The sequence below is a fragment of the Bradyrhizobium sp. HKCCYLRH3059 genome (genome assembly GCF_051168035.1).
In the GTDB taxonomy this organism is placed as follows: domain Bacteria; phylum Pseudomonadota; class Alphaproteobacteria; order Rhizobiales; family Xanthobacteraceae; genus Bradyrhizobium.
Window position 1 is genome coordinate 453,849 of sequence record NZ_JBNPUF010000002.1, and the last position, 20,638, is coordinate 474,486.

Sequence of the window (20,638 nt, forward strand, 5' to 3'; positions counted from 1 at the left end):
CTTACGCGCTGACCGCGGTCGTTGAAGACGTGGAGGCCGACAGCATGTTGGACTGCCGCTGGATCAGCTTCTCGATCATGTTGTAGGACGAGGTCGCAGCGTTGGACGCGGTTGTGGCTGCCGGCGTCGTCAGCGTCACCTTCGACCCATCCGCATAGGTGATCGTGGTCGTGGTCGAACCGTCGCTGTTGGTGGACGAGGAGCTCGACGCGCCCGACAGCGCCTGCATCAGCGCATCGGCCCCTGCGCCCGACGAATTGCCGGAGCCGTCGGCGTTGCCTGCGCCAGCCTGGTGGTGATGGTGGCCCCGACGGCGTCCGGCGCCCTGCAGCGCCGAGGTCAGCTCGTCCATGCTGACATTGCCGTCGCTGTTGCTGTCGAGCTTGCCGAACACCTTGTCTGCGTTCGAGAGGTTGGTGCCGCCCGCGCCGAGCGCAGTCTCGAATTCGGACTTCGTGATCTTGCCGTCGCCATCGCCGTCGATCTGCGAGAACAGGTCCTGCAGCGGATTGCTGGTCGAGCTCGCGCTCGACGTCGTCCCCGACTGGCTCTGCGCCGCCAGCAGCGCGCTCATCGTCTCCGGGGCGATCTGCCCCGAGCTGCCGCCGCTGCCTGAGCTCGACCACGGGCTGAAATTGCCCGAGCTGCTCGAGCCAGTATTGCCCAGGCTGAACAGCCCGCCGCCGGACTGGTCTGATTTGCCGGAACTGGACTTCGTCGAGCCCAGCGACTGCAGGCCATCCAGGACCGACGCGGCGGCCCCCAATGCAAACCACATGGCGAAACTCCGAGAAAGCCGCGGCGAGCGGCGGCGACAACACCTCGCCCCTCTCCTCGCAATCGCCATGCCAGCGCCAAATCGCTGATATTTCCCGACATTTCGCGATGTTGCGATCGCCGAAACCCGGCAGATCATGCCGCGCCCGGCAGATTTTTCCCGCTCGCGTTGCCGCAGCCGCCTCTGCATGATACGGCGACACTCCCCGATCGCACTGGAACAGCCGCCCATGACCCAGTCCTTCACGCCGCGTCCGCTCGTCATCGCACCATCGATCCTGGCCTCCGATTTCTCCAAGCTCGGCGAGGAGGTGCGCGCCGTCGATGCCGCCGGCGCCGACTGGATCCATCTCGACGTCATGGACGGCCATTTCGTGCCGAACATTTCCTACGGCCCTGACGTGATCAAGGCGCTGCGTCCGCACACCACCAAGATCTTCGACGCGCATCTGATGATCACGCCGTGCGATCCCTATCTCGAAGCCTTCGCCAAGGCCGGCTGCGATCACATCACGGTCCACGCCGAGGCCGGCCCGCATCTGCATCGCTCGCTGCAGGCAATCCGCGCGCTCGGCAAGAAGGCCGGCGTCTCGCTCAACCCGTCGACCCCGCTCAACGTCATCGAATATGTGCTCGACCTCGTCGACCTCGTGCTGATCATGTCGGTCAATCCCGGCTTCGGCGGCCAGGCCTTCATCCCCTCGGCGATTGGCAAGATCCAGGATCTGCGCGCGATGACCGCGGGCCGGCCGATCGATATCGAGGTCGATGGCGGCGTCGGCCGCGACAATGCCGGCGCACTCGCCGCCGCTGGCGCCAACGCCTTCGTCGCAGGCTCCGCCGTCTTCAAGGGTGGCACGATGGAAGCCTATCGCAGCAACATCGCCGCGATCCGCGATGCCGCCGCGTCGGCACGCGGCGAAGCGATCTGAGCCGCACGGACCCGGAATGCATAAGCTCACGCCGCAGCCGCTGACGAAGGCAGCGTTCGCTGCCTTCGGCGACGTTGTCGAGACCGACGGCGCCGAGACGATCGAGATCAACCAGGGCTTCGCCCACCGCTGCAACGGGCTGGCCGCCATCGACGTGACCTCCGGTGGCGCGGCCGTGAACATCAGCCTGTTCGAGGCCAGGCCGCGGCCGCTGCCGATAGAGATCAAGCTGATGGAGCGGCATCCGCTCGGCACCCAGCTGTTCATGCCGCTGCAGGACCGCCCCTGGCTGGTGCTGGTCTGCGCCGACCCGCGCAATCCCGCGAGCTACCGGGCCTTCACGGCGAGCGGCCGCCAGGGCGTGAACTACGCCCGCAACGTCTGGCACCATCCGCTGCTGGTGTTCGACGAGGCCTCGCGCTTCATGGTGGTCGATCGCATGAGCCCGGACAATCTCGAGGAGCTGTGGCTCGATGAGCCGCTGTATTTGAGCATCCCTTGAATGTGGGCGCGCGAGATCGACGATCCGCGCGCAGGAGAGACGATGATGGACAAGCCGAACTATTTCGTCCCGCAGGGCGGCCACCCGCCGCAGACCGACCTGCTGACCGGCCGCGCCGTGTTCACCGAGGCGTATGCCGTCATCCCGAAGGGCGTGATGCGCGACATCGTCACCTCGGCGCTGCCGTTCTGGGACAAGACGCGAACCTGGGTGATCGCGCGTCCCCTCTCCGGCTTCTCGGAAACGTTCTCGCAATACATCGTCGAGGTCTCGCCCGGCGGCGGCAGCGCCCAGCCCGAGCCGGATCCGGAGGCCGAGGGCGTGCTGTTCGTGGTGTCAGGCGAGATCATGCTCACCATCGCCGGCAAAGAGCATCGCCTGGGCCATGGCGGCTACGCCTTCCTGCCGCCGTCCTGCAAGTGGACGATGCGCAACGACAGCCAGGCGCCCGCGACCTTCCACTGGATCCGCAAGGCCTATGAGGCCGTTCCCGGCATCGCCGTGCCCGAGGCCTTCGTCACCAACGAGGCGACGATCGCCCCTGCCGCGATGCCGGAGACGCAGGGCCGCTGGGCCACCACGCGCTTCGTCGATCCGCTCGACGTTCGCCACGACATGCACGTCAACATCGTCACCTTCGAGCCCGGCGCCGTGATCCCGTTCCTGGAGACGCATGTGATGGAGCACGGGCTCTATGTGCTCGAGGGAAAGGCGGTCTACAAGCTCAACCGCGACTGGGTCGAGGTCGAGGCCGGCGACTTCATGTGGCTGCGCGCCTTCTGCCCGCAGGCCTGCTACGCCGGTGGCCCCGGCCGCTTCCGCTACCTGCTCTACAAGGACGCCAACCGGCACATGAAGCTGCGGCCGTTCAGGTGAAGGCCAGCAGCATCCGCTGAATGAGTCCTGGATACACGGCTGATGTCGACCGTTCCCGAACGCCTGGAGAGCTTGATCGAAGGGGAATTGGCTGAGCTGTCCGACAAGCGTGTGCTCTCGCATATCCGCGGCATGCTCGTCGCACCTCACATGGTGCTGCGCGATTGGGACTATGGCCAACCGGGGGAGCAATATCCCTGCTGGTTCGTGCTTCGCGATGCACAATCCGGTGCCGAGATCGCCTATTGTGAGCACGGCTTCGGACCGGGCTGCCCCTGGGGCCTGGTGAGTTCTGCGCACGAACCGGAGTTCCGCCATATGGGCATGGACTCCGGCTGGTTCACCTCGTTTCTGGATGCATTTTTCGATTCTTTCGCCTGCGTGGCGCTTCTAATCTGGAAGGTGATCAACATCGATGCTGACGGAACCCGGACCTGTCTGACCGCCGAAGGCGCGTGGGAGAGCACATGGCAGCGGGTCTACGAATTGCGCAATCATGATCCGAGCGGCCGCTATGAATGCGGCCACGACATCGGCTATCGCAAGACTGCCACCTGATGCGCTCGTCGAATCTTCGGCCGCAACCGCCGACGAAGAGCTTCTCCTCATCGGCCTCGAACACCGGCTCGATCGCGCGATCGACCAATCCACGCCGTACTCGCTCCCTCATTCTCCCCCTAGTGATCCTCCCTCACGCCCCCTGATACTCCACCTCTTCCGCCGTGCCGCGGTCGAGCACGGCCTTCGCCTTGGCATGGTCGAGGTCGTCCTCCCAGGCGGCGACGACGACGGTGGCGACGCAGTTGCCGATCAGGTTGCCGACGGCGCGCGCGATGCCGACGAACCAGTCGACCGACAACACGAGCACAAGTCCGATCGCGGGGATCGCCGGCACGGCGCCGAGCGTTGCGGCCAGGATGACGATGGCCGAGCCGGGCACGCCATGGGCGCCCTTGGACGTGACCAGCGACACGCCGAGCACCAGCAGCAGGTCGCTGACCGACAGCGGCGTGTTGGTGGCCTGGGCGATGAAGACGACGGCGAGCGTCAGGTAGATCGAGAACGCATCGAGGTTGAAGGAATAGCCGGTCGGGATGACCAGGCCGACGACCTCCTGCTTGACGCCCATCGCCTCGAGCTTGCGCATGATCTGCGGCAGCACCGAGTCGGACGACGCCGTCGCCAGCACGATCAGGAGCTCCTCCTTCAAATAGCGCAGGAACTTGAACAGGCTGAGGCCGGCCATGCGCATCACGAGGCCAAGCGCGGTCACGACGAACAGCGCCACCGAGACGTAGAACAGCACGACCAGCGCCAAGAGCTGCTTGAGCGAGCCGACGCCATATTTGCCGACGGTGAAGCCGATGGCGCCGAGCACGCCGAGCGGCGCGACGCGCACGATCAGCCCCATCGCCTTGAACAGCACCTTGGCGACGGACTCGATCAGGTCGACCACGGGCTTGCCGGGCTCGCCGACCAGCGCCAGGCTGACGCCGAAGATCACCGCGAAGAACAGCACCTGCAGCACGTCGTTGCGGGCAAAGGCGTCGAACGCCGTCGGCGGAATGATGTTGAGGATGAAGCCGCCGAAGCCGCCGCCCTGCAGCTTGTGGGCGTTGTCGGCGAAGCTCGCGAGCTGCTTGGCGTCGAGCTTGGAGACGTCGATGTTCATGCCGTGGCCGGGGCTGAAGACCAGCGCCAGCACGAGGCCGAAGGCCAGCGCGATCGTGGTCATGCCCTCGAAATAGACCAGCGACTTGACGCCGACGCGGCCGACCTTCCTGAGATCGCCGGCGCTCGCAATGCCGTGCACGACGACGCAGAACACGATCGGCGCGACCACCATGGCGATCAGACGCAGGAAAGCGTCGCTGAAGAATTTGAGCCCCTGGGCGGTCTCGGGCGCGAAGACGCCGATCAGGATGCCGAGCACGAGCGCAGCCACGACCTGAAAGAAGAGCGAGCCGAACAGGCCTCGCTTCGGCGCGGCTGTCCCCGCCATGCTCACATCCGTTGCCGCCATTGATCGTCCCCCCTCAGAAAAAAACCGACACGTTCCGCACGCGCCGGATCACTTTGGAGGGGGAACTTTCGAAACGCAACCGCAGCCGCGCCTCACTTTTCAGCCTGTGCATGCCGTTCTGACTGTCGTGCTTGGAGGCGCCGTGGATCTTCATCGCATGTCCATCATTCCCCCGACACGACCCTTGCCGGCGCATCATCATCGTCGCCCTCGGCTTCCCGTGCCGCGAGCCGTGTCCGCACCACGGTCACCGTACACCCCGCCTCCGCGGCGACCTTCGCCGAGACGCTGCCGAGCAGCGAGCGCAGCACGGAATCGCGGCGGGCGCCGATGATGATGTGGTCGACCTGGTTGGCCTCGGCGAATTCGATGATGGAGGCCGCCGGATCGACCGCCTCCAGCACGTGCACCGTCAGCCGGCTCGTGTCGAGCTTGAGCGGCGTCGCCCAGTGCTTCAGCGCGACCATGCGGTCGATGTGCTTGTTGTTGCCCTCCTCGTCCAGGGTGCGGTCGATGGTGAGACGCCCGAGCTTCAGCACGTTGACGCAGGCGAGCCGAGCCGCGGGCAAAGTGGCGAGGATGCGCTGCGCGGTCAGCCGCAGCGCGCCGTTGAGCTCCTCGCCGCCTTCCACGGTGTCGATCGCGACCGCCACGATCGGGCTGGAGGCGATCTGCACCGCGACGTCGGATGTTTTCTGTTCCGGCTGCACCAGGCCGCGGTTGAAGCGGCGGCGCCACACGGCCGTGATCGGGTCGCGCTTGACCTTCTCCGCACGCGCCGTCAGCTTGACCTGGTCGGGATGGCCGAGATCGAAGGCGAGCTGCGCCGCGGTCGGGTAGCGCCACACCGGCTCGATCTCCAGGCAGCGCAGCACGATCTCCTGCAGCCACGGCGGATAGTCCGGCTTCAGCTGTCGCGGTGGATAGGGATCGCGCCACAGCCGCCGGCGCATGCCGCGCAGGGTCTCGGTCTCGCCGAACGGCCGCACGCCGGTGGTGAAGAAGTAGAGCAGCACGCCGAGCGAAAAGATGTCGCTGCGCGGATCGCTACGCGTGCCCATCATGCGCTCCGGCGCCATGTAGGGCGCGGTGCCGTAAGGCAGGCGGAACTCCTCCTGCAAGAGATCCGGCAAGTGCTTGTGGCAGGACAGGCCGTAGTCGATCAGCACCGCCTCCCCCGTCGGCCGGAACATGATGCTGGAGGGCTTGATGTCGTGATGGATGACGTGCTGCCGGTGAATATCGGCGAGCGCGGTCGCGATCTTCGCGACCAGCACCCGCGCCTCCTCGTAAGCCAGCGGCAGCTCGGGCAGCCGCTTGTACAGCGTATCGCCTGGAATCTGCTCGATCACCACATAGGCCTGGGTGGCGAAATCGCCGGTGCCGAAACAGGCCGGCACGTGCGGTCCCGACAGTTTTGGCAGAATCATCTGCTCCATCTCGAAGCTGACGATCGCCGCAGGATCCTCGCCCTCGGAGACGCGCGGCACCTTCATCAGGATGGGCCGGTCGATGTCCGGATGGGTGACGCTCCACAACGTCGCCATGCCGCCGGAATGCACGCATTCACCCACCGTGAAACCGTCGATCACGACGCCCGGCTTGAGCCTTGATTTCGTCATGCTCTAGCGCCCCATCGAGAGCCGCTGCGCCAGCCAGGGCGGCAGGCCGTTGTCGCGAATGCGCTGCGCCGCCGCCTCGACGTCATAGGGCACGCGGCAATAGGTCAGCTCGCGGGTCCTGGTGTCGAAGGTCACGAACGACGCGGCGGGATCACCGTCGCGCGGCTGGCCGACCGAGCCGACCACGGCCAGCCATTGCCGGCCGCGCAACAGCTGAATGGGCATGTTGGCGGTCGGGGTGAAGCTCGTCATCTTGGCGGTGGCGGACATCGAGTACAGCGCCGGACGGTGGATGTGGCCGCAGAACGTTACCTGCGCCTCGGTCGCGATCATGCTGCGCGCGGCATCGGCGGACGACTGCACATAGCGCCAGCGCGGCGGGCTGGACGCCTCCGCATGCACGAACAACCGGTCGTCGTCACCGATACTCATCGGCAGCTCGGCGAGAAAGCGGCGCTGCTCGGCGCTGAGCCGCCCGCGCGTCCACTCCATCGCCGCCTGCGCCTCGGCATTCATGCTCTCGCTTGCCGTCGAGACGGCATTGTCATGATTGCCGCGCACCGCCAGCCCGCCACCGGCGACGATCTCCATGACGGTGTCGACCGACCATTCCGGATCGGCGCCATAGCCGACGATGTCGCCGAGACAGATGAGACGATCCGCGCCACGCGCACGCGCCGCCTCCAGGCAGGCCGCGAAGGCCTGCCGATTGGCATGGATATCGGTGAAAATCGCCAGCAGCAACCCGTGTCCTCCGGTTCTCAAGGCTAGCGGCCGTGGCCACACGAGACTTGAGGAACATCAAACAAGATAGGCGGAGAGATGCGGAATGTCAGCGTTGCAGGTCCCCTGCGATGCGCCGGTGCGGCTTTCTTCCCTGGGTAAAGCCGAAGCCCAGGAACTTGCGGCGGTTCGGTCTGGCGACCGCACTCTTGACCTTGTTGATCTTGAGCTCGAGGCGCCGTGCCAGGAACGTCCCGATGCTCGCCATTGCCCGCGCGCGAGCTTCGCGCGGGAGGATACGGCCGCAGCCGCCTACTGCTCGTCCTTCGGCGGCATGCGCGGCGGCAGCAGTGGCGTGAACGAGACGCCGTCGCCGGCGTTCTTGGCGGCCTTGAACTCGCCGGTGGAGGGATCACCGCCGGCGGTCTCGATGATCGTCTTCGGCAGAATGTATTCGCGCGCGGCGTCGATGACCCCGCCGTCGCCGGTGCCGAAATCGGCGGCGCGGCCGCCCTGCGGATGGCCCGCCGCGATCTGGTCGGCGGCGTGCTGAGCCTTGTCGGCAAGTGTGTCGCTGTAGGGAATACGATAGGCGCGCGGCACGCCGCTCGGACGGTTGTCGTCGTCCAGCGCCTCGACCCACAGATAGACCGCGCCGGGATCGCCCTCGACGGAGTGCGGATCGACGATCCGCACCTGCAGCACCTTGAAGCTCCTCGGCAGCCGGTCGACGCTGGCCCAGCCGAGCAGGCCGCGGGCGCCGGCGAAGCTGCCGACATAGAACGCACTGGTGATGACCACGGCGACCGCCTTGGCCTGCCAAGGCAGCCTTGCATAGACCAGCACCAGCAAGAGCAGCGCGCCGATCAGCGCGTAGCACACGGACAGCGTGACGATGACGGTCTGCAGACTGCTCATCATCGCCTGATCACCCTGACGCCGGTCTTGGGATCGAGATCGGCGCCGTTGCGCCAATTGCTGCGGAACGTCTCCAAAAGCGATTTCGGTCGGCGCTGCACGTCGATCACCTTGCCCTCGGCATTGAGCTTGAAGCGCAGCGCCGTCTTCTCGTCGCCGGAATGGTCGAGCACGACCTTGTCGTCGAAGATCACCTGCGCGGTCGGGTTGAGCTTCTGCACCTTCACGGTGGCCTCGACCGGCGCGCCGCTGACGTTCTGGAAATGCGAGATGTTGACGGTGTATTCGCCGGCGACGATGCCTCTGATGGTCACGATCTCCTCGCGGATCGGCGACGGGATCTTCAGACCGTTGACCAGGATGAAATCGTTGGCGCCGCCGCGGTCGTCGCGATCGAGGGTGAGGAAGCCGGCCTCGCGATGCCGGTACCAGGCGATGTTGCCGACGGGGTCCTGCACGAACAGGTCGAGATCGTCGGGATGGTTATCCGGCCAGTCCATCGTGATCAGGAACTCGGCCTTCGAGTCGACCTTGCCGTCCTTGGCGTCCGGCGAGATCGCGAGCACCGCGATGAAGAAGAAGAACGCGACGATCTGCAGCGCCTTGAACAGCATGACGCTGAACGGGTCGAACTGCTCCTCGCGCGGATAGAGCCCGAAATCGTCCATCATGCGCCCTGCTCCGGCGCGCGATCCATCGCGCGCTCGAGCCGCGGCGTCACCCGCGTCTCGGTGAGCATGACCGCGTCCGAGAACACGCGCCCGGTCGCCGCATCCAGCATGTAGTACTGGATGCGCACCAGGATCGAGCCGACGAGGCCGGCGAGCGTCGTGTACATGGCCACCGCCATGCCGTCGCTCATCAGCCCCATCGAGGATTTCATCGCCAGCTTGTCGTTGACGTCGAGGCCGGCAATCGGCGCCAGCATGATGATGAAGCCGATGATGGTGCCGAGCAGGCCGAGCTTCATCAGCGTGTCCGAGGCGAAGCCGCCGAAGCCGTTGGAGCCGCGCAGGCGGTCGGCGAGCGTCCGCAGCAGCAGCGTCTGGTCGAGCCGCCCTGCCCCTTGCGTTTGCGCCTTGGTGACGAGGCTGCGGATGTGGTTGGTGACCAGCCCTTTGGGAAGCAACTGCGCATCAGGTTCGAGCGCGCGCGCCGCATCGGGCCCGATCAGCACGGCGCGGCAGCGCCGCGCCGCATCCGCCTCGCGCGCGATCGCTCTGGTGCGCCAGAAGCAATGGCAGCACGTGGCGACGTAGAGCACGGCGATGACGCTGGAGATGTAGGTGCGGTCGGAGGCGACCATCAGGTGGAAATAGCCGTAGCGGGCGAGCACCACGGCGGCGAATATCGTGAGGCCGGTGAAGATCATCCAGAGCAGCAGCGGCCCGCGCTCGGCTGCGTCGCGCGCAGGTTCCACTCGTTCGGCACTGCTGACCACGCTCATGCATGAACTCCCGATGCGCGCCGTTTCGTTCGGCGCTTCGCAGGCGAGTTAAGCAGAGCGGCGGAACAGCGTCCAAAGACATCTGCCTCGAGGCTCTCGGGAAAATTTCCCAACCTGCCGCTTGCTGCAGTGCATTTGCTTGGCGGAGCACCAGCCCATTGTTACGCTGCGGCAAAAGCCGTGGAGAGGATCGCATGCGTCTCGTGCTCCAGCTCATTGCGCGCCTCGCGCTGATCGTGCTGCTGTGTCTGGCCGCCGCGGCCGTATGGGTCACCGTCGACGCCTATCGCAGCGTCGACCGCGCCACCGCGGCATCGGCCGACCGGGTCTCGCAGGCGCTGGAGGCGCTGTACTGGCGCGAGCTGCTGCTGCGCGGCAACCGATCGCGCGAGCGGCTGCTGCCGCTGCCCGACTGGCGCACGACCGAGACCATGAAGCTGATCGCGCCCGGCATCTGCGTACAGTTCAAGCCGGAGGCGGCGTTCGAGAAGCCGCTGTGCGGCCAGAGCAAGGGCCTCGGCGCCGCGCCGCCGCGCTGGTTCTCAAGCGCCGTGGAAGCCATCCTCGGCGATCACGCGGCGGTCGCGCAGCCGATCAGCGCGCGCGCCACCACGGCGGGAACCGTCTCGGCGATCGCCGATCCCGATGCGGCGATCCAGCTCGCCTGGCTGCGCATCCAGGACAGCTTTGGCGTGGCGCTGGCGATGGCGGTCGCGATCGGCGTACTGGCCTCGCTGGCGATCGCCCATGCGCTGGCGCCGGCGCGCAGCATCGTCTCGGCGCTGCAGCGGATGGCCGAGGGCGACCACCGCCCCTCACTGCCGCGCTTCCGCTCGATGGAGCTCGCGATGATCGGCCGCGCCGTCGGCGAGCTCGGCGACCGGCTGGCGCAGGCCAACGAGCAGCGCGCCGCGCTGACCGAGCGCCTGCTCGACATCCGCGACGAGGAGCGGCGGGCGCTCGCCCGCGAGCTGCACGACGAGTTCGGGCAGAACCTCACTGCGATCCTCGCTTTTGCCTCGACGATCGAGAGCGCCGGCAACGGCCGCAACGATCAGATCGCCCAGGACGCACGCATGATCACGCGATCCGTCAGCCATCTGATGGCGTGCCTGCGCGGCACCTTGAGCCGACTGCGCCGTCCGCTCACCGAGGAGCTCGGCCTTGCCGCAGGCCTGATCGCGCTGACCGAGAACTATCAGCACGCCGCGCGACCGGCGATCCGGCTCGACCTCCACGGTGATCTCGCCGACATCCAGGGCCCGGTCGCGGTCACCGCCTACCGGATGGCGCAGGAGTGCCTGACCAACGCCCTGCGCCACACCAGTGCGAGCGAGGTGTCGTTGCGGGTCGAGCGGCGCTCCGGGCCCGACAGTGCGCTGCTGATTTCAGTCGAGGACGACGGCGGCGGCGATGCGACACTGCTGGCGCAATCGAGCGGCTTCGGCCTGACCGGAATCCGCGAGCGCATCGCCGCGGTCGGCGGCTCGCTGTCGATCGGACCGGCCGCGCGCGGGCTCAGCGTCTCCGCGACAATTCCACTGGCCGCCTGAGATTACGGGGATGCCCGAGCGCACAGGCATTTCGATCCTGCTGGTCGACGACCACCCGGTGGTCCGGCAAGGCTATCGCCGCGTGCTGGAGAGCCAGGACGGGTTTCGAGTCGTCGCCGAGGCCGACAGCGCCGCGGCGGCCTATGCCGCGTTCAAGGCGCATGCGCCCGACGTGGTCGTGCTCGACATCTCGATGAAGGGCGCCAGCGGGCTGGAGGCGATCCGCAACATCCGCGCTCGCGACAATCGCGCCTGCATCCTCGTGTTCTCGATGCATGGCGAGGCGCCGCTGGTGAAGGCGGCGTTCGCCGCCGGCGCGAGCGGCTTCGTCACCAAGAGCAGCGAGCCGTCGGCGCTGGTCCGTGCCATCCGCATGGTGATCAGCGGGGAGCGCGCGCTCAGCGACGACGTCGCCCATGTGCTGGCCGCCGACAGTCTCGATCCGCAGCAGACCGTGCTCGACCGGCTCGGCGAGCGTGAGATCGAAATCCTGCGCCAGTTCGCGTCGGGCCTCACCACCGAGCAGATCGCCACGAACCTGCACCTCAGCGTCAAGACGGTGCAGAACTATCATTATCTGGTGAAGGCCAAGACGGGACTGCAGACGGATGCGCAGCTGGTGCGGCTGGCGGTGACCAGCGGGCTGACGGATTTGTAGCCCGGATGAGCGCGCGCCTAGCGCGCCTGAAGTCCACGGAGCAGCAGGGTCAGCACGGCATCGACGCGGGCCGAGCAGGTGCATTCGCCCCATTCTTCAGCGTGGGCGGGATGATGGAAGCTTCGGGTCGCGTCGAAGATCGCCGCGGCCGCGGTCTTGGGATCAGCGACATCGAACGTCCCCTGCGCGACCCCCTCAGCGATCATGCCCTCGACCTGGGCGATCAGGTTCTGCTTGTGCGCCTTGACCACCGAGCACGCCTCGCGCGCCAGGGTGAGATAGGTCGCGAACATCTCCGGATCTTCACAGACCCGTTTCTGCTTGGCGCCGAACAGCTCGCGCAGCCAGCGCTCCAGCTTCGCCGGCGCCGGTCCCGGCTCGGCCGCGATCTGCGCCAGCGGCGCGCTGACCCGCTCGAGCCAGCGCTTGGCAACCGCCTCGCGCAGCGACGCCTTGCTCGGAAAGTGACGGTAGACGGAGCCGTGGCTGACATCGAGCGCTCTCGCGACGTCGACGACCGTCGCTTTGGCGAGCCCATAACGGCGCAACACGTCCTCGGTAACTTCGAGGATGCGCTCGGATGTCAGAACCACGGCCTCATTCATGCGTGCACCATATCGGCGTCGGACGTATTCGCCTTGATCTGGATCGTCTCAGCCTGGTCGGTGGACGATGGCGCGCGAAACCTGGTGGCCTGGGCCTCCAGGTGACGCGCGACCTGGAGATTCAGCCAGTCCTGAAATTGTGAGTGCAACAATCGCTTTTCAATTTTCATCGAAGCGGTCCTTCGCAGTTGAAACCGCTGAACCCAAGGTCAGACAGTGGAAGTTGGTCTTAAGCAAGATGGCAGGATCGACATACACCATCGCGCTGACAGATTTCAATATCTGTCAGCGCGATTTTTTGAAAATGGTATTATGATCCGGTAACGGCATGCCGAGCGGCCGGAAAGACCGCCGTTTGTGTCGATCCGGCCGCTCTGGTAAAGCGCGGCGTAAAATGCCGGCGCGGACGCTTGGTCCCGCCCACCTTCCCTCCCGCCTCGGAGCGCCGTCGATGATCCCCCGCTATTCCCGTCCCGAAATGGCCTCGATCTGGGAGCCGCAGACCCGGTTCAAGATCTGGTTCGAGATCGAGGCGCATGCGGCGGACGCGCTGGCGGAGCTCGGCGTGATCCCGAAGGACGCCGCCAAGACGATCTGGGCCAAGGCCAAGGACGCCACCTTCGACGTCGCCCGCATCGATGAGATCGAGCGCGAGACCAAGCACGACGTCATCGCCTTCCTGACCCATCTCGCCGAGATCGTCGGTCCCGAGGCGCGCTTCGTGCACCAGGGCATGACGTCATCGGACGTGCTCGACACCTGCCTCAACGTCCAGCTCACCCGCGCCGCCGACCTGCTGCTCGCCGATCTCGACCGCGTGCTTGCGGCGCTGAAGACACGCGCCTTCGAGCACAAGATGACGCCGACCATCGGCCGCTCGCACGGCATCCACGCCGAGCCGGTCACGTTCGGCCTCAAGCTCGCTTATGCCTATGCCGAATTCTCCCGCGCGCGCGCGCGCCTGGTCGCCGCGCGGAAGGAAGTCGCGACCTGCGCGATTTCCGGCGCCGTCGGCACCTTCGCCCAGATCGATCCGCGCGTGGAAGAGCACGTCGCCAAGGCGATGGGCCTGTCGCCCGAGCCGATCTCGACCCAGGTGATTCCGCGCGACCGCCACGCGATGTTCTTTGCGACCCTCGGCGTGATCGCCTCCTCGGTCGAACGCGTTGCGACCGAAGTCCGCCACCTGCAGCGCACCGAGGTGCTGGAAGCCGAGGAATTCTTCTCCGAGGGGCAGAAGGGCTCGTCGGCGATGCCGCACAAGCGCAACCCGGTGCTGTCGGAGAACCTCACCGGCCTCGCCCGCATGGTGCGTGCCTATGTGACGCCCGCGATGGAGAACGTCGTGCTCTGGCATGAGCGCGACATCTCGCACTCATCGGTCGAGCGCATGATCGGCCCCGACGCCACCGTCACGCTCGACTTTGCGCTGATGCGCCTCGCCGGCCTGATCGAGAAGCTCCTGGTCTACCCGGCCAACATGGAGAAGAACCTCGACAAGCTCGGCGGCCTCGTCCACTCGCAGCGCGTGCTCATCGCGCTGACCCAGAAGGGCGCGAGCCGCGAGGACTCCTACAGACTGGTCCAGCGCAACGCGATGCCGGTCTGGCGCGGCGAAGGCGACTTCCGCACTTTGCTCAAGGCCGACGCCGACGTGAAGAAGTACCTGAGCGACGCCGAGATCGACGAGCAGTTCGACCTCGGCTATCACCTCAAGCACGTCGACACGATCTTCAAGCGCGTGTTCGGGGAGAGCTGAGCGGGCGGACGCCTCAGTCCGCCTCCTCGCACTTGTCCTGCTTGACCTTGAACATCTTCCGGAACTGGGTCTCGAGCGCGCTCCGCATCGCCTCCATCTTCTTCTCGCCGGTGTTGCGGAGGTTGTAGTTGATAGCGCAATTGCTCCAGCCGAAATTGACCAGATAGATCCGCATGCGCTCCTGGCCGTCCGGCTTCTGCGCCTCGGCGACGTAGCGGGCGACGCAGGCCTTCGGGCTGGCGTTGTCGGCGCAGCCCTTGTCGACGGTCTGGCGAAACATCTGCTGCAGGTCGGTCTTGCCCTCGATCGCGTCGACGAAGCGCGCGCAGGCGGCGGCAGGCTGGTAGTCGCGCAGCGTAGAGGGCGTCTTGAATCCGCGGGTCTGCACCAGGTCGAAATCGCAACTGTCCTTCAGCTCCGCCACCCTGGCGCGCCGATAGTCATCGATGCCGGGCAGCGCGATGAACTCCAGCCGCGCGGCAGCGTCGAGCGTGGCCTTGCAGGCGCGGTCGATCTTGTCGGCGTCGAGCGCCTCGACCGCCTTCGGGTCGAATGCCGGCAACGTGCCCGGCGAGTCGAAATCGGACGGGCCAAACAGCAGACGGACGGTGTTGCGCAGCCGCGTCTCGTCGTGCTTGGCGGGATCGTACCGGACCGTGAAACGGCAGCCGCTGTCCCAGGACATCGTCCGCTCGGCGGCATGGGCGCTGGCACCGGCGAGCGTGACGGCGGCGAGCGCCAAGCGTGCGGTCCATCCTGTCCAGCTTCGTCGGGTCATGGTACTCCTCGCAGGCGATCAATGCCTGCATCCTACCCAGCCCCGACGCCAACACCAGCCCGTGCCGCGCAGCATCTGAAGCGTGACGACGTCACGCTCGACAAGTGCCAGACCTGGCAGCGCTTGCAGCTACAGCTTCTTCAACGAGACGACCGCGTTGCCCTTGTTGTTGAAGTAGAATCGATACAACAGCAGCCAAGGAAGCATGATGGACGTGTCGTTGACGTAGACGAACACCTCCCCATCGCTGCGGGCCGTGAACCTGGCTGTCCAGCGGCTGCTGCCGGGCGTTTCCTGCTGGAAAGCCGGGAGATGCTCCTCCAGCCCGGTGCTGCCCACCCGCACGATCGGTGCGAACCAGTTCGACCAGATCAGCCGCTTGAAGGGTATCCCAGGCAATTGGGTCCAGGTGCCGTAACCGAAGCCGGCCGGAGTCGCAGGGATGCCGCCGTCGCTCCATGCCTCCCCGACGTCGAGCACGATCTGATAGGTCTCGCCCTGCGCCACGGTCAGCGCTGTCGGATAGCAATGATGACGCGTCTCGAATACTGGCCGGATGCTTCCACCAGGGTATGCGCCGATCTCTGTCTCCTCGACCTCGATCGGCCTCAGCGTCTCCTTGCAGAACAGCCCGGCCGTATTGGCCGCGCCGAACCCCAGCCACCAGAACAGCCAGAACATGATGGCGAACGGGAAGATCCACGTTTTCAGCAGATAGAAACCGGCAACATACCAGCCCTGGCGTCGCAGCGAATAAACCGTCGCGCGCCAGCCGGTCACCGGCTTGTGCCGGGATGGATCGTTCCAGGCGATGCGTGCGGCGTCGCGGATCGTTCGCTGCAGTGAGGTGCCCCACGCCGTCAAGCCGAGCGCAGCGGCCACACCGACCACCAGCAAACCCGGCGAATCCCGAAACGCGACGAACCATGGGTCGAGAAATTTGGGCAAGAAGGCTGCCGCTCCGTTGACCAGCGGATTTACCAGCCCATGCAAGGGCTCATAAAGCACGCGCGGCCAATAGATGACGAAATATGGGATCGCCGCGACGAACAGCAGCGCGAACATGGTGGCGAAATAGACCACGCGGCGCAGCCAGACCCAATTCCAGACATCGTCCTGCACCCGCGTCCGCGCGTGCCCGTGATCGAGCGGATGCAGCGCATCGACCGGCGTATCGGTCTCATCCGTGACGCGGTAAGCGGCGGGTACGACCACCGGTGCATAGTGATCGGGACCCGACCCAATGCGTTCGAACACGGTGCGGTGGATCGTCGGCTTCACCGGCGGCAGAGGTGGCTGCGGCAGGCTCGGATGCAGATCGTCAGCAAGAAGCCCGGTCTGGGCCTTGAACGGCGAATGAAGCAGCCACTTGATGCGACTGACATCGTACCGGAGCGATAGCTTGTAGGGCGGCGCGTCATAGATCTCGCGCAGATTGCGCGGCTTGTAGCGGTAGTAGGCCGCAAGCCCCTTGCGCGAGTCGTTCAGCGTGTCGAGCGGATCGATCTCGGGATCGTAGAGCAGCCTGCGCCGCCCGTCGAGATAGACGAGACCATAGGCCTGGGCGCGGTCGAGCATCCAATCGAGCGTCACATAGGAAAGGCCATCCTGCGGATAGCCGCCGCCGATGTCGGAATGCACGCCGGTAAACCACACCTGGCTGATGCGCTCGCGGTCACGTGGCGGCAGATCGGTGCGCAGATGCGGCGGCGGCTCGGCCAGTTTCGCAGCCGCGCTGCGCGGATCGTGGTCGATGCCGAACAGCCAGTCCTTCTTGTCACTGCGGCCTGAAACAGCCTCGTCCCGTCCCCACACATAGCGCTCATCCCAGATCACCGGGCGGAAGGCGTCACGCTCCTCTTCGATCGCGAGGGCGTGGCAAGCGCGATGGATCTTGGAATTCATGAACTGGTCCGGCATCGACAGCGGCCAGATCCAATAGTCAATGGCGCGCGTCATCTCCTCGATCGGCCCGCCGTAGGCGTCAACGGTGTCCCAAATGCCGACGAAATGCACGCTCTCGACCTCGACTGCTGGCGGAGCCTGCAGCGCCACGCCCTGCACTCTGCGCAGCGTTCTGATTCCCCAGTCGCGCACTCCGCGCAGGTCCAGGCCGATCTTGCCGAGATATCTGAGAATTCCGCTATTGTAGCGACGCCGATAGCGGCGATAGGCGTCTGCGGCGAACCGGGCGAGATCGGCTTCATTGTCGTCGTAGGCGACGAGCCCCTGCCCCGCGATCATTGCCGCCACGATACGGATGGTGAAGGCACCGCGGCTGAACCCGAAGCAGTAGATGCGGTCGCCCGGCTTGTAGTTGCGACAGCAGAAGCTGTAGATCGCAATCACATTCCGCTTCAGGCCGAAGCCGAAGATGCCGCCGAGGGCTGCGAACAGCTTGAAGGAGGACGTTCCGACGCCATCGTCATAAAAGGCGACTTGCCGGCGCGGATCGCGCAGGTCCAGCAGCTGGAACAGGCGCCAGACATTGGTCTTGAACACGGCCTTGGCGCTGTTGCCGGTCCCGTCCGACAACAGCACGATGTTCTTTGCAACAGGATTGGACACGAGGCCCCCCGACCAGAATGCCGGCAGGGAGATTGGTCCGCAATTGCAGGAAAATCAAGGCACAATCCCTGCGCGAGCCCGCAGGACCACCCGCTCAGTTCTCAGCACCGCCCGTCATCCGCAAGGCAACATCGTCGCTTGATCCAATGCAGTCATCGAACGGGGGACGGCTTATCGAGGCGCGACTGACAGAGCGGCACGCATGGAATCACTCAAAAATGATCAGCAGATGCCTTTGTGCGGTTGTCCGACATCTCGTCGTCGACCTCTGATCCTTCGACAGAGGTCAGATCCGCGACTAAGCAGGTCGCCGGAATTCACCACTGACGAGCCCGACATGCCCGAGACGATCGCGAGCTACGATCCCCTGCTGCGGTGGATTCATTGGGCGACCGCCCTGCTGTTCATCGCAGCGATGCTGATCGGGCTCTATTGCGGCCTTCAGCCGGCCGGCACGTCGCCGCGGCGCGAGTTGCTGGAGGTTCACAAATCGCTCGGCGTCACGCTGTTTATGCTGGCCATTCTCCGCGTGATCGTGCGGGCTCGCACCACGGCGCCGGCCGCTCCGGCCACGTTCGGACCGATGGTCCGCGCGCTGTCGCAGCTCAATCATTGGGCGCTCTATGCGCTGCTGCTGATCATGCCCGTCACCGGCTACATGTTCTCGTCGGCCGGCGGCTGTTCGCTGCGTTATTTCGGGACCTTCAGCTGGCCGCGCCTGTTCGCCGGCGACAGGACGATCGCCCATGCCGGCGAGATCACGCATGATACGCTGGCCTATCTGGTCTATCTCGTGGTCGGCCTGCACATTGCGGCCACGCTCTGGCACGCGTTTGTCAAGAAGGACGAGGCGCTGGCCCGGATGTGGCCGCGGCGGTGAGCGTGGCCGCCGTAGGGTGGGCAAAGCAGCCGCCGTCAACCGGCAACGTGCCCATCGTCGTGCGGCGAGCTCATTGCCAAGACGATGGGCACGGCGCCACACAATCTCGATCGTGGAGACCGCACGGCCGCGCCTTTGCTCCCCGACTCGACAACTATATCGGCTTCGCTGCCACAACGAGATCGCCGGCGCGCTGGTCCTGCTTCAGCAGGGCGGCGAGTTCGGTCTCGTCGAGCGTCTCCTTGACCAGCAGGCGGCGGGCGGCGCGCTCCAGCACGTCGCGCTTGTCCTGCAGCAGCTTGCGGGTGCGCTCCAGCGCGTTCGTCACGATCGTACGCACCTCGGCGTCGATCGCATCCCCCGCGGCCTCGCCATACTCGGCGCTGCGTGAGACGCCCGGCGCAAGAAACGACTGGTTGTCGCGCTCATAGGCGACCGAACCCAACTGCTCCGACATGCCGTAGCGCGTCACCATCGAGCGCGCGATGTCGGTGACGCGGCGCAGATCGTCGGCGGCGCCCGTCGACAGATGGCCGTAGACCACGAGCTCCGCGGCGCGGCCGCCGAGCAGCACCGCCATCTTGTTCTCGAGCTCCTCGCGCGTCATCAGGAAGCGATCTTCCGTCGGGCGCTGGATGGTGTAGCCGAGCGCGCCGACGCCGCGCGGGATGATCGACACCTTGTGCACGGGATCGGTGCCCGGCAGGCTCATCGCGACGATCGCGTGCCCCATCTCGTGATAGGCGACGATCTCGCGCTCCTTCGGATTGAGCAGCCGGTTGCGCTTCTCCAGACCGGCGACGATGCGCTCGATCGCATTGTTGAAATCGTCGAGCGTGACCTCGTCGGCGCCGCGCCGCGTCGCCAGCAAGGTCGCCTCGTTGACGAGGTTGGCGAGATCGGCGCCGGTGAAGCCGGGCGTCAGCGCCGCGACCTTCTCCGGATCGACGTCGGCGGCGAGCTTGGCCTTCTTCAGATGCACCTGCAGGATCTGGATGCGACCCGGCTTGTCGGGCCGGTCGACCAGCACCTGGCGGTCGAAGCGGCCGGCCCGCAGCAGCGCCGGATCGAGAATCTCCGGCCGGTTGGTCGCTGCCAGCAGCACGAGGCCGGTCGAGGAATCGAAGCCATCGAGCTCGACCAGCAACTGGTTCAGAGTCTGCTCCTTCTCGTCATGGCCGCCGGCGAACGGGCCCATGCCGCGGGCGCGGCCGAGCGCATCGAGCTCGTCGATGAAGATGATCGCGGGCGCCTTGGCGCGGGCCTGCTCGAACAGGTCGCGCACGCGCGCGGCACCGACGCCGACGAACATCTCGACGAATTCCGAGCCCGAGATCGAGAAGAATGGCACGCCGGCCTCGCCCGCGACCGCCTTGGCGAGCAGCGTCTTGCCGGTGCCGGGCGGGCCGACCAGCAGCACGCCCTTGGGCATGCGGCCGCCGAGACGGCCATAGGATTTCGGATCCTTCAGGAACGAGACGATCTCGCGCAGTTCGTCCTTGGCCTCGTCGACGCCGGCAACGTCGTCGAATCGGACGCCCGTGTTGGATTCGACGTAGACCTTGGCCTTGCTCTTGCCGATCTGCATCAGGCCGCCGCCGAGCCCGCCGGCGCCACCCATCATCCGGCGCGACAGCCAGTACCAGACGCCGAAGAACAGCGCGATCGGCATCACCAGCGAGAGGATGTCGCCGAGGATATTGCTCTCGACGCGACCGGTGAAGGTGACGTTGGCCTTGCTGAGCTCCTTGGCGAACTCCTGGTCGACGCGCGTCGTCGCGAAGCGCGACTGGCCGCTGGGCAGCGGCTCCTTCAGCGTGCCTTCCAGGTAGTTCTCGGAGACGCCGACCTCCTTCACCTTGCCGGCTGCGAGCAGGTCCTGGAATTGACTGTAGGGAATGACGGCGACCTGGCGATAGCTCGTCCACGCATTGTGGATCATCATCGCGACGAAGATCGCGACGATCGCGTACCAGAGATTGAAGCGGGTCTGCTTGGTCATGGGTCTCTCAATCGG

Annotated in this window: 21 protein-coding genes; 8 read left to right on the plus strand and 13 right to left on the minus strand. The window is 66.0% G+C overall.

Annotated features, from left to right (window positions below; all coding sequences use genetic code 11):
* Position 1: 1 nt before the first annotated feature.
* Complete coding sequence (locus ACQR13_RS09040; protein WP_316170291.1) at positions 2 to 778, minus strand: EF-hand domain-containing protein; 777 nt, start codon at positions 776 to 778, stop codon at positions 2 to 4.
* A 229-nt stretch (positions 779 to 1,007) separates the two neighbouring features.
* On the opposite strand from ACQR13_RS09040, the gene rpe reads away from it, so the two are divergent.
* The 4 genes from rpe to ACQR13_RS09060 are packed head-to-tail and all read left to right on the plus strand — an operon-like array spanning position 1,008 to position 3,645.
* Positions 1,008 to 1,709, plus strand: coding sequence for a ribulose-phosphate 3-epimerase (gene rpe, locus ACQR13_RS09045; protein ID WP_434862760.1), 702 nt, complete (start codon positions 1,008 to 1,010; stop codon positions 1,707 to 1,709).
* A gap of 16 nt (positions 1,710 to 1,725) precedes the next feature.
* Positions 1,726 to 2,211, plus strand: coding sequence for an ureidoglycolate lyase (locus ACQR13_RS09050; RefSeq protein ID WP_315749353.1), 486 nt, complete (start codon positions 1,726 to 1,728; stop codon positions 2,209 to 2,211).
* Between the two features lie 45 nt (positions 2,212 to 2,256).
* Positions 2,257 to 3,087 (plus strand): bifunctional allantoicase/(S)-ureidoglycine aminohydrolase, encoded by an 831-nt coding sequence (locus ACQR13_RS09055; protein ID WP_315750015.1) that lies wholly within the window; start codon positions 2,257 to 2,259, stop codon positions 3,085 to 3,087.
* 42 nt (positions 3,088 to 3,129) lie between these two features.
* Positions 3,130 to 3,645, plus strand: a complete 516-nt coding sequence (locus ACQR13_RS09060; RefSeq protein ID WP_315714782.1) for a hypothetical protein — start codon at positions 3,130 to 3,132, stop codon at positions 3,643 to 3,645.
* Positions 3,646 to 3,778: 133 nt separating this feature from the next.
* Here the strand turns inward: ACQR13_RS09060 and ACQR13_RS09065 are convergent, their stop codons facing one another.
* The 7 genes from ACQR13_RS09065 to ACQR13_RS09095 form a co-directional block, all read right to left on the minus strand.
* Positions 3,779 to 5,110 (minus strand): dicarboxylate/amino acid:cation symporter, encoded by a 1,332-nt coding sequence (locus ACQR13_RS09065; RefSeq protein WP_315714783.1) that lies wholly within the window; start codon positions 5,108 to 5,110, stop codon positions 3,779 to 3,781.
* A gap of 164 nt (positions 5,111 to 5,274) precedes the next feature.
* Positions 5,275 to 6,732 carry a serine/threonine protein kinase gene (locus ACQR13_RS09070; RefSeq protein ID WP_315714784.1) on the minus strand — a complete coding sequence of 486 codons (1,458 nt, stop codon included), beginning with the start codon at positions 6,730 to 6,732 and terminating at the stop codon, positions 5,275 to 5,277.
* 3 nt (positions 6,733 to 6,735) lie between these two features.
* Positions 6,736 to 7,476 (minus strand): metallophosphoesterase family protein, encoded by a 741-nt coding sequence (locus tag ACQR13_RS09075; RefSeq protein WP_316170295.1) that lies wholly within the window; start codon positions 7,474 to 7,476, stop codon positions 6,736 to 6,738.
* A gap of 88 nt (positions 7,477 to 7,564) precedes the next feature.
* The gene (locus ACQR13_RS09080) at positions 7,565 to 7,723 is read right to left on the minus strand and encodes a hypothetical protein (RefSeq protein ID WP_434844766.1); all 159 of its coding nucleotides are present in this window, start codon (positions 7,721 to 7,723) and stop codon (positions 7,565 to 7,567) included.
* A 44-nt stretch (positions 7,724 to 7,767) separates the two neighbouring features.
* Positions 7,768 to 8,376 (minus strand): hypothetical protein, encoded by a 609-nt coding sequence (locus ACQR13_RS09085; RefSeq protein WP_315749351.1) that lies wholly within the window; start codon positions 8,374 to 8,376, stop codon positions 7,768 to 7,770.
* Positions 8,373 to 9,044, minus strand: a complete 672-nt coding sequence (locus ACQR13_RS09090; RefSeq protein WP_315714788.1) for a hypothetical protein — start codon at positions 9,042 to 9,044, stop codon at positions 8,373 to 8,375. Before ACQR13_RS09090 ends, ACQR13_RS09085 begins: the two co-directional genes overlap by 4 nt.
* Complete coding sequence (locus ACQR13_RS09095) at positions 9,041 to 9,820, minus strand: MotA/TolQ/ExbB proton channel family protein (RefSeq protein ID WP_316164444.1); 780 nt, start codon at positions 9,818 to 9,820, stop codon at positions 9,041 to 9,043. Before ACQR13_RS09095 ends, ACQR13_RS09090 begins: the two co-directional genes overlap by 4 nt.
* A gap of 194 nt (positions 9,821 to 10,014) precedes the next feature.
* Here ACQR13_RS09095 and ACQR13_RS09100 point away from each other — a divergent pair, with 194 nt between their 5' ends.
* Together ACQR13_RS09100 and ACQR13_RS09105 are read left to right on the plus strand one after the other, a co-directional pair.
* Entirely contained in the window at positions 10,015 to 11,373 is a 1,359-nt protein-coding gene (locus tag ACQR13_RS09100) for a sensor histidine kinase (protein WP_315714790.1), read from the plus strand.
* 10 nt (positions 11,374 to 11,383) lie between these two features.
* Entirely contained in the window at positions 11,384 to 12,031 is a 648-nt protein-coding gene (locus ACQR13_RS09105) for a response regulator (protein ID WP_434862761.1), read from the plus strand.
* Positions 12,032 to 12,048: 17 nt separating this feature from the next.
* Here the strand turns inward: ACQR13_RS09105 and ACQR13_RS09110 are convergent, their stop codons facing one another.
* Positions 12,049 to 12,636, minus strand: a complete 588-nt coding sequence (locus ACQR13_RS09110) for a TetR family transcriptional regulator (RefSeq protein ID WP_316164442.1) — start codon at positions 12,634 to 12,636, stop codon at positions 12,049 to 12,051.
* Positions 12,633 to 12,806 carry a hypothetical protein gene (locus ACQR13_RS09115; RefSeq protein ID WP_316170297.1) on the minus strand — a complete coding sequence of 58 codons (174 nt, stop codon included), beginning with the start codon at positions 12,804 to 12,806 and terminating at the stop codon, positions 12,633 to 12,635. The genes ACQR13_RS09110 and ACQR13_RS09115 overlap by 4 nt, the downstream gene beginning before the upstream one ends.
* Before the next feature lie 281 nt (positions 12,807 to 13,087).
* Here ACQR13_RS09115 and purB point away from each other — a divergent pair, with 281 nt between their 5' ends.
* Positions 13,088 to 14,395 (plus strand): adenylosuccinate lyase, encoded by a 1,308-nt coding sequence (purB, locus tag ACQR13_RS09120; RefSeq protein WP_434862762.1) that lies wholly within the window; start codon positions 13,088 to 13,090, stop codon positions 14,393 to 14,395.
* Positions 14,396 to 14,408: 13 nt separating this feature from the next.
* Here the strand turns inward: purB and ACQR13_RS09125 are convergent, their stop codons facing one another.
* Together ACQR13_RS09125 and ACQR13_RS09130 are read right to left on the minus strand one after the other, a co-directional pair.
* Positions 14,409 to 15,173 carry a hypothetical protein gene (locus ACQR13_RS09125; RefSeq protein WP_434862763.1) on the minus strand — a complete coding sequence of 255 codons (765 nt, stop codon included), beginning with the start codon at positions 15,171 to 15,173 and terminating at the stop codon, positions 14,409 to 14,411.
* A gap of 129 nt (positions 15,174 to 15,302) precedes the next feature.
* On the minus strand, positions 15,303 to 17,741 hold the full coding sequence (locus ACQR13_RS09130) for a DUF2235 domain-containing protein (RefSeq protein ID WP_315714796.1): 2,439 nt from the start codon (positions 17,739 to 17,741) through the stop codon (positions 15,303 to 15,305).
* Between the two features lie 337 nt (positions 17,742 to 18,078).
* Here ACQR13_RS09130 and ACQR13_RS09135 point away from each other — a divergent pair, with 337 nt between their 5' ends.
* A complete protein-coding gene (locus tag ACQR13_RS09135; protein WP_315749341.1) occupies positions 18,079 to 18,621 on the plus strand; it encodes a cytochrome b in 543 nt (180 codons plus the stop codon).
* A gap of 154 nt (positions 18,622 to 18,775) precedes the next feature.
* On the opposite strand, the gene ftsH is transcribed toward ACQR13_RS09135, so the two are convergent.
* Positions 18,776 to 20,623 carry an ATP-dependent zinc metalloprotease FtsH gene (gene ftsH, locus ACQR13_RS09140; RefSeq protein ID WP_315749340.1) on the minus strand — a complete coding sequence of 616 codons (1,848 nt, stop codon included), beginning with the start codon at positions 20,621 to 20,623 and terminating at the stop codon, positions 18,776 to 18,778.
* Positions 20,624 to 20,638 lie beyond the last annotated feature (15 nt).